The sequence below is a fragment of the Streptococcus sp. Marseille-Q6379 genome, assembly GCF_965119505.1.
Genome location: NZ_CBCPLV010000001.1, coordinates 19,671 through 33,821, shown reverse-complemented (window position 1 = coordinate 33,821; position 14,151 = coordinate 19,671). Strand labels below are relative to the sequence as shown.

10 protein-coding genes, 17 tRNA genes and 1 rRNA gene are annotated in these 14,151 nt (G+C 40.5%); all 28 read right to left on the bottom strand.

Translation table 11 applies throughout. The annotated features are described in order from the left end of the window. Positions 1-136: 136 nt before the first annotated feature. Positions 137-3,862: a phosphoribosylformylglycinamidine synthase gene (locus ACWPVZ_RS00220; protein WP_454380455.1), complete on the bottom strand. Its 3,726-nt coding sequence runs from the start codon at positions 3,860-3,862 to the stop codon at positions 137-139. Between the two features lie 66 nt (positions 3,863-3,928). After that, positions 3,929-4,636: a phosphoribosylaminoimidazolesuccinocarboxamide synthase gene (purC, locus tag ACWPVZ_RS00215; protein WP_037599463.1), complete on the bottom strand. Its 708-nt coding sequence runs from the start codon at positions 4,634-4,636 to the stop codon at positions 3,929-3,931. 254 nt (positions 4,637-4,890) lie between these two features. Then, entirely contained in the window at positions 4,891-5,136 is a 246-nt protein-coding gene (locus ACWPVZ_RS00210; protein ID WP_049545080.1) for a phosphopantetheine-binding protein, read from the bottom strand. After that, positions 5,136-6,140, bottom strand: coding sequence for a phosphate acyltransferase PlsX (plsX, locus tag ACWPVZ_RS00205; protein WP_454380452.1), 1,005 nt, complete (start codon positions 6,138-6,140; stop codon positions 5,136-5,138). Before plsX ends, ACWPVZ_RS00210 begins: the two co-directional genes overlap by 1 nt. A 211-nt stretch (positions 6,141-6,351) precedes the next feature. Then, positions 6,352-7,125: a DNA repair protein RecO gene (recO, locus tag ACWPVZ_RS00200; RefSeq protein ID WP_454380450.1), complete on the bottom strand. Its 774-nt coding sequence runs from the start codon at positions 7,123-7,125 to the stop codon at positions 6,352-6,354. Then, the gene (locus tag ACWPVZ_RS00195) at positions 7,112-8,287 is read right to left on the bottom strand and encodes a pyridoxal phosphate-dependent aminotransferase (protein WP_454380448.1); all 1,176 of its coding nucleotides are present in this window, start codon (positions 8,285-8,287) and stop codon (positions 7,112-7,114) included. The genes recO and ACWPVZ_RS00195 overlap by 14 nt, the downstream gene beginning before the upstream one ends. Before the next feature lie 91 nt (positions 8,288-8,378). Beyond that, positions 8,379-9,344: a ribose-phosphate diphosphokinase gene (locus ACWPVZ_RS00190; RefSeq protein ID WP_414341391.1), complete on the bottom strand. Its 966-nt coding sequence runs from the start codon at positions 9,342-9,344 to the stop codon at positions 8,379-8,381. Positions 9,345-9,555: 211 nt separating this feature from the next. Further along, positions 9,556-11,067 (bottom strand): PcsB-like coiled-coil domain-containing protein, encoded by a 1,512-nt coding sequence (locus ACWPVZ_RS00185; protein WP_454380445.1) that lies wholly within the window; start codon positions 11,065-11,067, stop codon positions 9,556-9,558. An 84-nt stretch (positions 11,068-11,151) separates the two neighbouring features. Next, positions 11,152-11,676, bottom strand: coding sequence for a rod shape-determining protein MreD (gene mreD / locus ACWPVZ_RS00180; protein WP_198463563.1), 525 nt, complete (start codon positions 11,674-11,676; stop codon positions 11,152-11,154). 1 nt (position 11,677) lies between these two features. Further along, complete coding sequence (mreC, locus tag ACWPVZ_RS00175; RefSeq protein ID WP_049545166.1) at positions 11,678-12,508, bottom strand: rod shape-determining protein MreC; 831 nt, start codon at positions 12,506-12,508, stop codon at positions 11,678-11,680. Between the two features lie 57 nt (positions 12,509-12,565). Beyond that, positions 12,566-12,653: transfer RNA gene (locus ACWPVZ_RS00170), tRNA-Ser, on the bottom strand. Between the two features lie 4 nt (positions 12,654-12,657). After that, positions 12,658-12,731: transfer RNA gene (locus ACWPVZ_RS00165), tRNA-Ile, on the bottom strand. Positions 12,732-12,762: 31 nt separating this feature from the next. After that, a tRNA-Gly gene (locus ACWPVZ_RS00160) sits at positions 12,763-12,833 on the bottom strand. Positions 12,834-12,842: 9 nt separating this feature from the next. Continuing rightward, positions 12,843-12,915, bottom strand: a tRNA-Phe gene (locus tag ACWPVZ_RS00155). Positions 12,916-12,918: 3 nt separating this feature from the next. Beyond that, positions 12,919-12,992, bottom strand: a tRNA-Met gene (locus tag ACWPVZ_RS00150). Between the two features lie 9 nt (positions 12,993-13,001). After that, a tRNA-Ser gene (locus ACWPVZ_RS00145) sits at positions 13,002-13,091 on the bottom strand. 19 nt (positions 13,092-13,110) lie between these two features. Then, positions 13,111-13,184, bottom strand: a tRNA-Ile gene (locus ACWPVZ_RS00140). 16 nt (positions 13,185-13,200) lie between these two features. Continuing rightward, positions 13,201-13,274 (bottom strand) — tRNA-Met (locus ACWPVZ_RS00135). Positions 13,275-13,279: 5 nt separating this feature from the next. Continuing rightward, a tRNA-Pro gene (locus ACWPVZ_RS00130) sits at positions 13,280-13,353 on the bottom strand. 6 nt (positions 13,354-13,359) lie between these two features. Beyond that, positions 13,360-13,433: transfer RNA gene (locus ACWPVZ_RS00125), tRNA-Arg, on the bottom strand. A 14-nt stretch (positions 13,434-13,447) separates the two neighbouring features. Beyond that, positions 13,448-13,533, bottom strand: a tRNA-Leu gene (locus ACWPVZ_RS00120). 6 nt (positions 13,534-13,539) lie between these two features. Continuing rightward, positions 13,540-13,611: transfer RNA gene (locus ACWPVZ_RS00115), tRNA-Gly, on the bottom strand. Between the two features lie 6 nt (positions 13,612-13,617). Next, a tRNA-Thr gene (locus ACWPVZ_RS00110) sits at positions 13,618-13,690 on the bottom strand. Between the two features lie 12 nt (positions 13,691-13,702). Continuing rightward, positions 13,703-13,784, bottom strand: a tRNA-Leu gene (locus ACWPVZ_RS00105). Positions 13,785-13,789: 5 nt separating this feature from the next. Then, a tRNA-Lys gene (locus ACWPVZ_RS00100) sits at positions 13,790-13,862 on the bottom strand. Between the two features lie 19 nt (positions 13,863-13,881). Then, positions 13,882-13,954: transfer RNA gene (locus tag ACWPVZ_RS00095), tRNA-Asp, on the bottom strand. 2 nt (positions 13,955-13,956) lie between these two features. Further along, positions 13,957-14,029, bottom strand: a tRNA-Val gene (locus ACWPVZ_RS00090). A 5-nt stretch (positions 14,030-14,034) separates the two neighbouring features. Then, positions 14,035-14,150, bottom strand: a 5S ribosomal RNA gene (gene rrf, locus ACWPVZ_RS00085). Position 14,151: the final 1 nt, after the last annotated feature.

Here is a 14,151-nt window from a genome sequence, read left to right as displayed (position 1 = left end):
TGATATTTTCCTTATGCAAGGCGAACGAAAAACTGTTTCTAGCCTCTCATTTCACTAATTGGAACTCAAGTTTTCAAGCTCTTTAGAACTACTGCTACATTGAAAAATATCATTACTGAGTGCACTTGTCACTCTATTATTTTCCAGTAAAGTATTTAACCGCTGATGCAAAGAGATGTTGATCTTTATTTCCTGGAATATTTTGGAAGAGACCGTCTTCGAAACGTTCTGAGTGACCCATCTTCCCAATAATTTGACCATTTTTGCTTGTGATACCTTCGATAGCATTCACAGATCCGTTAGGATTGTATTTAGAATCCATGCTTGGTTTACCTTCGAAGTCAACATATTGGGTAAAGATTTGACCATTGTCACGAAGCTCTGCAAATTCCTCAGCTGTCACGACAAACTTACCTTCACCGTGTGATACTGGGATGGCATGGATGTCACCAACTTTCACGCCAGCAAGCCATGGTGAGTTGGTGTTGGCAATCCGTGTTTCAACCATCTTAGCCACGTGTTGGTTGGCATCATTGTAGAAGAGAGTTGGACTAGTACTGTTTGCATCTTCAAAGTTACCGTATGGAAGAAGACCTGATTTGACAAGAGCTTGGAATCCATTACAGATACCGATAATCAAACCACCACCTTCGATGAAGCTGTCAATGGCTGCACGTACTTTTTCATTAAGCAAGATGTTGACGATAAATTTAGCAGATCCATCGGGTTCGTCAGCGGCTGAGAAGCCTCCTGCAAAGAAGATAATGTTAGCTTTTTCGATATTGTCAACCATGGTGTCAACAGACTTGGCAATAGCTTCTTCGTTCAGTGTGACAAATGGTACTAAGTTGACTTTCGCACCTTCTTTTTCAAAGGCCTTAGCTGAATCATACTCAGAGTTAGTACCTGGGAACACTGGGATGTAAACCACTGGTGTCTCAACTGTTTCCTTAGCTTTGATAACAGCATCTGATGCCACCTCAGGTACTTCTTCCAACTCAGTTGCTTGTGCAAATTCCGTTGGGTAGACCTCTTCCAATTTACCTTGGAAGGCACTGTCAAGTTTGTGTCCATCAAGCGTTACACCATTGACAGTAAGTGTAAAGTCAGCTGCTGTTTGTCCAATCTTGGCAACCCCTGCAATATCTTCCGGAGATGTGAAGACGAATCCACCCAATTGAGCTGTCAAGGCAGTCTCAAGATTTTCAAGGGTTACAGTGGCACCAATATGGTTACCAAATGTTGCAAGGGCAAGAGCTTCAAGGACACCACCATATTTGACAGCTGATGCAGATGTGACTTTATAATCAGCTTGGATGCCTTCAAACTTAGCAAAGTTAGACTTGATAAGATCAAAGTCAATTTCTTGTGCCAAAGTTTGACCTGGGATGTAATAGATATTTTCACCAGCAGCTTTAAATTCTGGAGAAAGGACCTTACGGCTATCTGCAGTTGTGACACCAAAAGCAACCAAGGTTGGTGGTACTGTCAATTCTTCAAAGGTACCAGACATAGAGTCTTTACCACCGATAGATGGCAACCCAAGTTGAATCTGAGCTTCAATTGATCCAAGAAGAGCTGATACTGGTTGACCAAAACGCTCTGCTTGTTTATCCATACGCTCGAAGTATTCTTGATAAGAGAAACGAGCCTTAGACCAGTTTGCACCAGCAGCAACCAAGCGAGCGGTTGCTTCGATGACCGCATAAGCCGCACCATGATATGGAGACCATTCTGCTACATAAGGGTTGAACCCTTGCGCCATAACAGAAGCAGTTGTTGTCACACCATGTTGGACTGGCAATTTCTGTACAGAAGCTTCAGTTGGTGTAATTTGGTAGCGACCACCAAGTGGGTGATTGACTGTTGAACGACCAACTGAGCTATCAAAGATAGTTTGCAACCCTTTTTGACTGGCATGGTTAAGGTCAGCCAAGACTTCAAGAGTATCAGCTTCAAGGGTTTCGGCAGAGGTTTGGCGTTCTTCTGGAAGCTTGACATCCTTGTCAACTACCTTAGCATCCACAACTACACGTACACCGTTTGTATCAAGGAAACGACGTTCCAAATCAACGATGGTTTCGCCATTCCAGTGCATAACAAGATTTGGTTTTTCAGTCACTGTCGCAACGACAACAGCATCAATATTTTCTTTATTACATTCAGCAACGAAGGCATCTACATCTTCCGGACGAACCACCACGGCCATACGTTCTTGAGATTCAGAGATGGCAATTTCTGTACCGTTCAAGCCTTGATATTTCAATGGCACTTTGTCTAGATCAATTTCAAGACCATCTGCCAATTCACCGATAGCCACACAGACACCACCAGCACCAAAGTCATTTGATTTCTTGATAAGACGTGTCACTTCCCCATTACGGAAAAGACGTTGAATCTTACGTTCTTCGATGGCATTCCCTTTTTGAACCTCAGCACCAGCTGTTTCAACAGATTCAACCGTTTGAACTTTAGAAGAACCTGTCGCACCACCGACACCATCACGTCCAGTCTTACCACCGAGCAAGATAATCACATCACCTGCTTCAGGTTTTTCACGGACAACATTTTCCTTAGGAGCCGCACCGACCACGGCACCTAGCTCCATACGCTTAGCAACGAAACCTGGGTGGAAATATTCACGAACATAGGTTGTTGCAAGACCAATTTGGTTACCGTATGAAGAATAACCGTGAGCTGCTGTTTTAGAAATCACTTGTTGTGGTAATTTACCAGCACGAGTTTCAGCAATTGGTGTTGTAATATCACCAGCACCTGAGATACGCATGGCTTGGTAAACATATGAACGACCTGACAATGGGTCACGAATGGCCCCACCAATACAAGTAGCAGCCCCACCAAATGGTTCGATCTCCGTTGGGTGGTTGTGGGTTTCGTTCTTGAACATGAGAAGCCATGGCTCTTTCACACCATTGACATCCACTTCAATTTCAACAGAGCAAGCATTGATTTCATCAGACACTTCCATGTCGTCCAAACGACCATTGACACGTTCATAACGACCAAAAATAGTCGCCATATCCATCAAGGTTTGAGGTTTTTCGGTACGTCCCAACTCATCACGCATGGCAATATACTTGTCATAAGTCGCTTGCAATTGTTTTTGGAATTTAGAAGCTGAGAAGTCGATGTTTTTCAACTCAGTCTCGAAAGTTGTGTGACGACAGTGGTCAGACCAGTAAGTATCCAACACCTTAAGCTCAGTCTCAGTTGGCACACGACCAATAGACTTGAAGTAATCTTGAATGAATAGAAGGTCATCCACTTCCATTGCCAATCCTTGCTCTGCCTTATACTTAGCAAAATCTTCTGCCGTATAGGTTTCAAAGAAATCCAAACTTGGAATGGTCTTGTCAGACTCAGAGAAATCCTGTTTAGCAATGCCAACAGTGATGTCTTTAAAACGAGAATCCACTGGGTTCAAGAGGTAGTTTTTGACAGCCTCCAACTCATTCGCATCAATATCCTTGTTAACCAAGTAAAGTTGCGCTGTGTTCACCGTTACATCATTTGAACTACCAAGCAAAAGCAAAGCTTCCTGTGAAGATGCCGCACGTTGGTCAAATTGACCAGGCAAACTTTCGATAGCAAAGAAAGCATACTTCTCAAGATCAGCCTTAACCGCGGCTTCATCCAAAACAGTATCGGTCACTTGCTCAGAGAAGATGTGTTTTTCCGCACGCGCAAACAAGTCCTCTGCTAAATTAAAGACATCGTAAACTTGAACAATACGAAGATCATTCAAAGTTTTCAACTGAAGATTATGCTTTAATTCTTTTACTAAAGAGTGAGATTTCACACGAAAATCAGCTTTTTTCTCAACGAAAATACGTTTATCCATTTTATTTCCTTTATCTATTTCTACTTAAAGATTGTAGTGAAGACCAAGTATTCTATTTGTAAAAGGCTACTTCAATCCTTGTAATTTTTCCAATACAACTTCATAAACATCTGTCAAGCTACCAAGATCACGACGGAAGACATCCTTGTCCATATGGTGCCCTTCAGCATCCCAAAGGCGGCAGTTATCTGGTGAAAATTCATCTGCCAAGATAATTTTGCCATCCTTATCAAAACCGAATTCCAATTTGAAGTCAATCAAACGAAGACCAATTTGTGCAAACCAATCTTTCAGCAATTCATTGATACGACGCGTTTCTTCCTTGATATAAGCAATTTGTTCATCATTGGCAATATCCAAAAACTTCACATGCTCGTCATTGATGAATGGGTCATCCAAATCATCGTTCTTATAGTAAAATTCAACGATAGGAGTTTTCAAGTCCAAACCTTCTTCCACGCCAAAACGTTTAGAAAAAGAACCCGCAGTCACGTTACGAAGAACAACCTCCAAAGGAATGATTTTCACTTTCTTGTTGAGTTGTTCTGTGTCAGAAATACGTTCGATAAAGTGAGTAGCTACACCCGCAGCATTCAATTTTTCAAAAATAAGAGACGAAATCTGATTATTTAGCACACCTTTTCCTTTAATAGTCTCCTTACGAGCACCATTAAGCATAGTTGCTTGGTCCTTATAGACCGACTTAATCACATTTTCGTCTTCTGTACTATAAATATCTTTAGCTTTACCAGTATAAATTAGTTGGTTTGACATGGTATTGTTCGCCTTTCAAGTTTATTCTTCCTAATTATACCACACCAGAATCCAAAAACCAATATATAGCAAACTTTATTACTTTGGTAAAAAAATAACGTTCGTCTTTTTATTCTTTTTTAGAGTTTCCTAATAAAAAATGTATAGAAAAAAGGAGTGTGACAGAACTAAATCCATATAACATTTAGTTTCTTGCCTCACTCCCACAAAATAACAATCGTATAATACACAACTATTATCTATCTCTAGCTTTCTTATTCTTTATTCAATTTCTCAGACAAATAGTCCAACAAATCAGCTACCTTAACCATATGGTCAATAGTATCATCGGAAATCTCAAGAGCAAACTCATCCTCCAAATTAATAATGAATTCCATAAGCTCTATTGAATCTACACCCAAGTCATCTAATTTGGTGTCTTCGGTTAAAACAATGTCCTCTTTACCCATCTGCTCTTGAATAACGAGCTGCATTTTCTGAAGAATTTCTACTCTACTCATCAGTTAGCCTCCTCTTTCGGACTAAAGGCTTCAACTAGCTGCTCAACAACCTTCGTATCAAGCATCGTACGAACCTGCTTAATGGTGTAGTAAACAGCCTTAGCATCACTAGATCCATGACATTTTACTACGGGAGCTTTAAGACCAAAGAGAACCGCACCTCCGGCGCTAGAGTAATCCATAGTCTCTTTCATACCTTTTAGACTATCCTTCAATAGGAAGGCACCTAACTTAGCTTTAAGACCACCATTCATGATAGCTGACTTAAGAGTCTTCATGGCACCAAGTCCCGTTCCTTCAATTGCCTTAAGAACTGCATTTCCTGTGAAACCATCAGCAACTACTACATCAGCAGCTCCTGACATAATTTCACGCGCCTCAACATTACCAACAAAGTTAATACTTGGCTCCTTAGATAGGAGTTCAAAAGCCTCCTTACGAAGACTATCCCCCTTTGTTTCCTCAGTCCCATTATTAAGGAGACCTACACGAGGGTTGGCAATGCCACGCACATTTTTAGCATAGAAAGAGCCTAAAATAGCATATTGATGCAAATGACTAGCTGTATTTTCCGCATTTGCACCTAAATCAAGCATATCAAAGGGTTGACCAGTAAAACTTGGCATTGTTGACATAAGACCTGGACGCTCAACTCCCTTAATACGTCCGACCACGAAGAGACCTGCGGCAAGAAGGGCTCCTGTATTTCCCGCAGAAATCACGGCACCTGCTTTTTTCTCCTTAACAGCTTGTGCACCTAAGACCATTGAAGCTTTTTTCTTCTTGCGAATAGCTTTAGCTGGCTCATCATCCGAATTTATCTTTTCATCAGTATGCACAATGCTCACACGTTCATTCGCTGTCAAATAAGTCTTGATTTTAGCTTCATCACCATAAAGCTGGATTTCAATATCTTTGAAATCTGCTATAGCTTGGTTGACTCCCTCTACAATTGCTTGTGGCGCATTATCGCCACCCATAGCATCTACTGTAATTACATGCATAGCATTCTCCCTCTCGTCCTCTGCCATAAAAAACAAACTCAGATTTCTTTCAATAAAATATTAGGTAACTAAAATAGACTAGTTCACTGTTTCTAGCAGAGTCTTTCAGCTTATTATCTTATTATTATAGCACGAACTGACCTGCATTTTAACCCCTGAGACTGAAAACCATTACTTTCCTGTTTCACGTGAAACAAAAAGAAGATAATGTCTAGTCAGCACTATCTTCTTTATTCATAATATGGCCCCAAGAATTTAGATTATCAATAAATTTCTTACTTTTAAGATGTATTCCAACATAATTATCATAGAGGTCATCAATAAAATATCGTAGCTTTCGTTTCATGTCATCCTTAACAGATATGCTTCTCAATTCTTCAAAGGAAATCCCCTGAAAACGATCTAAAAGATAAGACACATTAGGGTCCAAGTGACTACGCCTTTCATCCTCTGCATAGTGATTTGGACAAAGTAGCCCCGAGAACTTAAACGAGAAATCAAAAGGAAGACCTACACGATGACAAAAGACACACTCGTGAAAATTCAAGCGTACGCCGAAACGGTCTAAAACCTGAATCTCAAAGATATTAGTCAATATTTCATAATCCAAGCCTTCTTCCATTAATTCAAGCGTCTTCTCCAAGAATACAAATAATTGCGCATCTGGCACACCATCAGCAATAGTAGCATCTGTCAATGCAGCCAAATATGTCGCATAAGACAGCTTGAAAATATCGCTTGTAATTTCCTTGAAGGATTGTGCCTGGCTATAATCTTCTATAAAAGATAGACCTTCATCATTTACAGTCATCATGAATTCAGCGATGGTCAAAGGTTGAATGACAGCACTTAATTTACCTGCCCCACCACCTCTAACAAAAAACATCCGTTTACCAGCTTGCTCGGTAAAAATTTTAACTAGTTTATCATTCTCACGATAATTACGATTGAAGAGGACAAGCCCTCTACTCTCAAGCTTCTGCATGTTCTTCCATAAACTCTTTCAAACGAGTCATAGCTGTTTCAATAGTATCCATGCTAGCCGCATACGACAAGCGAACAAAGCCTTCGCCATACTTTCCAAAAGCGACCCCTGGGATAATCGCAATAGCTTTTTCACGAGCAAAGTCTTGGCAGAACTTAAATGAGTCTTGAGTATACCCTTCTGGAATCTTAGCAAAGATGTAGAAAGCACCATCAGGTTTAATAATTCTGAAACCAAGCTCAGTCATTTTTTCAAGAATATAATCACGACGCTTCAAGTACTCAACTTTCATTGGTTGGGCATCATCCTTACCAGCAGATAAGGCTTCAATAGCTGCAAATTGTGCCATAGTAGCTGCAGCTGTTACCAAATACTGGTGACTCTTAATCAACTGAGCCGTTAAAACTGCAGGTGCAAAAATCAAACCAATACGCCACCCTGTCATCGCATGAGATTTAGACAAACCATTAATCAAAATTGTTTGTTCCGGCAAATACTCAGCAATAGATACATGTTGGTCCACATAAGTTAGCTCAGAGTAAACTTCATCACTAACAACAAAAATATCGTATTTTTTCAGAACTTCAGCCAAATCTTCAATCTGTTGACGTGAGTAAGTCACACCTGTTGGGTTAGTTGGGTAGTTAAGCAAAACGGCTTTAAGCTTATCTCCCTGCTCCAAAATTGCCTTTTCTAACATCTCCGGAGTTAAAACAAAATCATTAGCTGTTGTATCAATTTCGACAATTTCAGCACCAACTAGATTTGCAATCGGCTCATATCCTGGATAGGCTGGTGCAGGTAAAAGAATCGTATCTCCTGGCTCCAAAATAGCAGTCAATGTTGCAGAAAGGGCTTCTGTAGCTCCAATAGTCACCAAGATTTCATTATCTGGGTTATAAGTAAGATTATATTTTTCCTTAACAAACTCCGCAGCTGCTTGACGCAAAGCAGGAAGTCCTGCCATACCTGTATAGTGTGACTGGTTAGCATCGATAGCAGCTTTAGCAGCCTCTTTTACATGATCTGGAGTTGTAAAATCAGGTTCACCAAGTGTCAACTTTTTGATCCCTGGTACATCTGAAATTGATTGGTCAAACTGACGAATCATTGAAACTTCAATCTTATCTAAATTTTTATTAAAACGTTGTGTTAAATCCATCACGGTCACCTCTTTGCAATTATGCCTTACATTATATCAAAAACTCAAAGGCATTTAAACACCAAAAAAGCTAGCCTAGGCTAGCTTTAGTCTATTTATGGCCCATTTCAAACAAAGGTGACAATGGACGTTTTTCATGAATACGAATAATTGCCTCTGAAATCAAATCAGCAATTGAAATTTGTTCAATTTTATCAATCAAACGTTCTTCTGGAAGATAAATCGTGTCCAATACGACAAGCTTCTCAATAGCAGATTTTTTAATATTATCAAGTGCTGGACCTGACAATACAGGGTGAGTACATGAGGCATAAACATGAGTTGCACCAGCTTCAGCAAGCGCATCCGCCGCATGACAGATTGTACCCGCAGTATCAATCATATCATCAATCAAGATACATGTTTTACCTTCAACGTTACCAATAATATTCATAACCTCAGAAGTGTTCATTTTATCAACACTACGACGCTTATCAATGATTGCGATTGGTGTTTTCAAACATTGAGCAAGTTTTCGCGCACGAGTCACACCACCATGGTCTGGAGAAACAACAACAACATCATCTCCAGTAAGACCAGCACGATCAAAATAATCTGCGATAAGTGGCGCACCCATCAAATGGTCTACAGGAATATCAAAGAATCCTTGAATTTGAGAAGCATGGAGGTCAACTGTCAAAAGTCGATCAACACCTGCAACCTCAAGCATATTAGCAACCAACTTAGATGTGATTGGTTCACGTGAACGTGCCTTACGGTCTTGACGTGCATAACCATAATAAGGCATAACAACACTGATTGTTTCTGCACTTGCACGTTTTAGCGCATCAACCATAATCAAGATTTCCATCAAGTTATCATTTACAGGGGAGCTTGTAGATTGAAGAATAAAAACGTGATGACCACGGATAGATTCTTCAATATTAACTTGAATCTCACCATCTGAAAATTCACGAACACTTGATTTTCCGAGTTCAATACCCATTTTATCAGCAACTTTTGCTGCTAATTCCTGGTTAGACGATAAAGCAAACAACTTCAAATTCGTATAAGACATGATTTCCTCCAAAATATCTACTAAACCATTCTACCTTTTTTTAGATTGATTTTCAATGCAAAATAAATGGTGTCACAGTAACTTAACAAGACTAAAAAGATTTAACCTTAACCTCGACATTTTCCCGTCTAAAAGCTGTTCCAGAAAGTAAAGACATTTTGCCATAAAATAAAAACGACTCGAGAAAATTCGAATCGCCTTTTTGTATTCATTATGGGTAAATATAGTATACAGAACCACCATGAGCTGATGATGTTGGATCAAATGTACCACGGTAGTTACCGATTGACATGTTACCAGCATAGTTTGATTCCATAACTTGAATTGAATTTGCACCTGATGCTGATGTGACGTAAGCTACGTGACCATAACCACCACCATCATTTGGCCAAACCGCAATTGCACCGGCTACAGGAGTTGTACCAACTGAGTGACCAGCTGCTTGTGCGCTAGCAATCCAGTTTTTAGCATTACCCCAGTAATTACCAACCCATGAAGCTAATGATTTAGCACCCCAAGTACATTGACCAACAGGATATGTATTAGGAGTTGAGGCAGCTGATACTTTAGGAGTTTCAGCAGCAGGAGCTGGTGCTTCTGAAGCTACAGGTGCTTGACTTGCTGGTGCTTCAGATGTTGCTGCAGGTGCTTCGCTAGCAGGAGCTTCTGAAGCTGCTGGAGCAGCTGATTCTGGTTGTGCTTCAGATGTTACTGGGGCAGCAGGCTCTTGTTGTGCCTCTGACGCAGCTGATTCTGGCTGTGCTTCAGATGTTGCTGGAGCAGCAGGCTCTTGTGTTGCTTCTGAAGTTGCAACAGTTGGCTCTTGAGTAGTTTCTGAAGTTTCTGATGAAACCGGTTCTTGTGCTACTTCTGAGGCTGTCGCTGTTTCTGAAACAGTAGCTTCAGAAGGTTGAGCTACAGCTTCTGAAGTTGCTGCCGCCTCTGATTGAGCTACAAATGCTGCCGCTTCTGAAGATGCTACTGCTTGTGCTGCTGCCTCTGATTCTGCAATTGTTTGAGACTGAGCAACTGATGCTGCAGTTGAAGCTGCCACAGCTTCTGCAGTTGATTTAGCAGAAACAAGTGATGTTTTTTCATCTTGTGCTGTAGCCAATTCTGCAGCCAAAGTAACTTGTGCTGCTTCTAGTTCAGCTTGTTGAGTTGTCAAACCAGCTTCTGTTGTTTCAAGCTCAGCTTTATTAGTTGCAATTTCATTAATAGCAGCTTGGTTTTGTTCTTGCTTTGCAGCAAGCTCTTTTTGATCAGACTCTTGTTTTGTCAACATATCATTATTAGCCGTAACAACTTTTGAAATAGCTGTGATACGAGTAATAGCTTCAGAGATTGACTTAGAGTTCAAGATAGAGTTGATGTAGCTAGTCGCAGTATTATTTTGTTGAGCACTACGAGCTTGTTTCGCCAAAGAATCTTGACGAGCTACAATTTTACTTGATAATTCTTGAATTTCAGATTCCAAATCTGCTGATACTTTTTCAAGTTCAGCATTTTTAGTTTCCAACTCTGATTTTTGTGTTCTAAGTGTAGATACTTGAGATTGGATTGTAGCAACTTGCGCTTGTGCAGTCTCTTGTTGAGAAGCAAGGTTACTAATTGCGTTATCTGCAGCAGCGATTTGCGAATCATAATCCTCTGCATGTACTGATGCAGCTGCTGATAAGGTTACACCACTTACCAACACTGCTGAAAGAATACGTTTTTTCATAATATAAAATACTACTCCTTTTCGATAAGACCTTCTTATTGTATCAAAAAATGGCGCAAACTTTGTTACGCCAATATTACAGTTCTATTTAAATCTATCAACTGACAGATACAAAAATAATTTTTCAAGAATAGGTTTAATAAAGATAAAGATCAAAAGATTAAACACTATACTAGGACTTAGTTGATAAATAATAAAATCCGTCACAGACTCATTGGAGAAACCATAGAATAAGGCAAAGCCAAAATTTATGGTATCAAAGAGAAATAAGAATAAAAACATTAACAAAAAATCAACATAGGTATTTCTCTTAACAATTCGTCCTAGCAGAGTTAACAGATAGCATAACAGTGGCAGAGTTAGAATCACTATACCAACTGTTTTGAAATAATAGGTATCATAAAGAAATCCAAAACAAATAAGGTAAAGAAATGCATACTTATTTGGAAAATCAAGAGTTAAGATGAAAATATAAATAATAAAAAGATGAGATGATAGAAAAAATTCAGGGGATAAATAATGATTAAGTATCATAGAAATATGACCATCCCATAGAAAAGGGACAATACTCAGTAAGAAAGGAATAATAGAATACTTGGATAATTTCATATTATTTACCATCTCCAACTAAAGTAACATAAGAAATTTTATCAAAATCAGCATAAGGTTTTACCAAAATCGTACGATTTCCTTCATAATCAATAACAGAGTCTACAGTACCAATTGGAACATCCTTTACTGATACATCATCAAGACCACTTGTGACTACTTCAGTGCCGACCTTAACGTTAGAAGATGAATTGAGTTGTGTCATCTCTAATAGCTTCTTTTTATTATCATAACGTGATATAATTCCGAAAATCTGGTTATCGTCCTCTGATTTGACACTAGATGCAAGGTAGCTATCACTAGAACTACTAGAAAGTAAAGAAATAGTTGTTGTATCATCATAAACTTTAGTTACAAAGCCAATAACTCCACCATTAGAAGTTGCTAGCATAGATTTACTAACATTCTTAGACTTACCCACATTAATAGTTAACTCTTTTAACCAAGTCACAGAAGGTCTCATAGAAACTTCAGCAGTAAGAACATTATCACGACTTAGCTTGTCCGAAAGATTAAGCGATGCTCTTAAAGAATCATTCTCTTCTTGCAAGTTAGAAATAATAGCCGATTGATTCTCTAAATTTGATAAAGATTTTTTTAAATCACGATTCTCAGAATAAGTTGATAAAAGATCAGAAAGAACATTGTGAGATTTTGATAGTGCAGTAAATGGAACAGAAACCACAGAGTCTACTTTTGTAACTAAACCAGATACATTAAAAGAGATATCCTTCGTTAATTTTTTATTAGTAAAGACAAAAGAAAAAAGCATTACAAAAAATAGAATAATAATAAACCCATAAAGAAGAAATCGATAAAAACTATTTTTCATTTTGTCACCTCAAAAAAAGAAAACGAATTATCTAAAAGATAATTCGTCATAATACTACGGAGAATGGGGGATTCGAACCCCCGCGCCAGTTACCCGACCTAACGATTTAGCAAACCGTCCTCTTCAGCCTCTTGAGTAATTCTCCAATATGGGCACGAGTGGAATCGAACCACCGACCTCACGCTTATCAGGCGTGCGCTCTAACCATCTGAGCTACGCGCCCAAGCAAATGCTTGGCTATAATATCCAAATAAAGCGGGTGACGAGAATCGAACTCGCGACAACAGCTTGGAAGGCTGTAGTTTTACCACTAAACTACACCCGCTTAACAAAATGGCGCGAGACGGAATCGAACCGCCGACACATGGAGCTTCAATCCATTGCTCTACCAACTGAGCTACCGAGCCATATTGCGGGAGCAGGATTTGAACCTACGACCTTCGGGTTATGAGCCCGACGAGCTACCTAGCTGCTCCATCCCGCGTTAATTATAAGGAGGATGTGGGATTCGAACCCACGCACGCTTTTACACGCCTGACGGTTTTCAAGACCGTTCCCTTCAGCCGGACTTGGGTAATCCTCCAAATATTATAATTAATATATGGACCTTGTAGGACTCGAACCTACGACCGCTCGGTTATGAGCCGAGTGCTCTAACCAGTTGAGCTAAAGGTCCAAGAAATCCATATATATAGCGGCGAAGGGGATCGAACCCCCGACCTCCCGGGTATGAACCGGACGCTCTAGCCAGCTGAGCTACACCGCCATAAATCGGGAAGACAGGATTCGAACCTGCGACCCCTTGGTCCCAAACCAAGTGCTCTACCAAGCTGAGCTACTTCCCGATAAAATGCACCCTAGAGGAGTCGAACCTCTAACCGCCTGATTCGTAGTCAGGTACTCTATCCAGTTGAGCTAAGGGTGCTCATTATTTTATTATGCCGAGGACCGGGATCGAACCGGTACGAAAGTTTCCTTTCGCAGGATTTTAAGTCCTGTGCGTCTGCCAGTTCCGCCACCCCGGCTCCTCAAGCGAACGACGGGATTCGAACCCGCGACCCCCACCTTGGCAAGGTGATGTTCTACCACTGAACTACGTTCGCATTTTATGCCGGCTACATGACTTGAACACGCGACCCTCTGATTACAAATCAGATGCTCTACCAACTGAGCTAAGCCGGCTAACTTTTCTAATGCGGGTGAAGGGACTTGAACCCCCACGCCGTTAAGCGCCAGATCCTAAATCTGGTGCGTCTGCCAATTCCGCCACACCCGCATATATGACCCGTACTGGGCTCGAACCAGTGACCCATTGATTAAAAGTCAATTGCTCTACCAACTGAGCTAACGAGTCTCAAATATTTCTACTTGAACGGTCCCGACGGGAATCGAACCCGCGATCTTCGCCGTGACAGGGCGACGTGATAACCGCTACACCACGGGACCTATGGGAGTTAACGGGATCGAACCGCTGACCCTCTGCTTGTAAGGCAGATGCTCTCCCAGCTGAGCTAAACTCCCTTTGTGCTAAGCGACTACCGTATCTAACAGGGGGCAACCCCCAACTACATCAGGCGTACTAGGGCTTAACTTCTGTGTTCGGCATGGGAACAGGTGTATCTCCTAGGCTATCGTCACTTAAC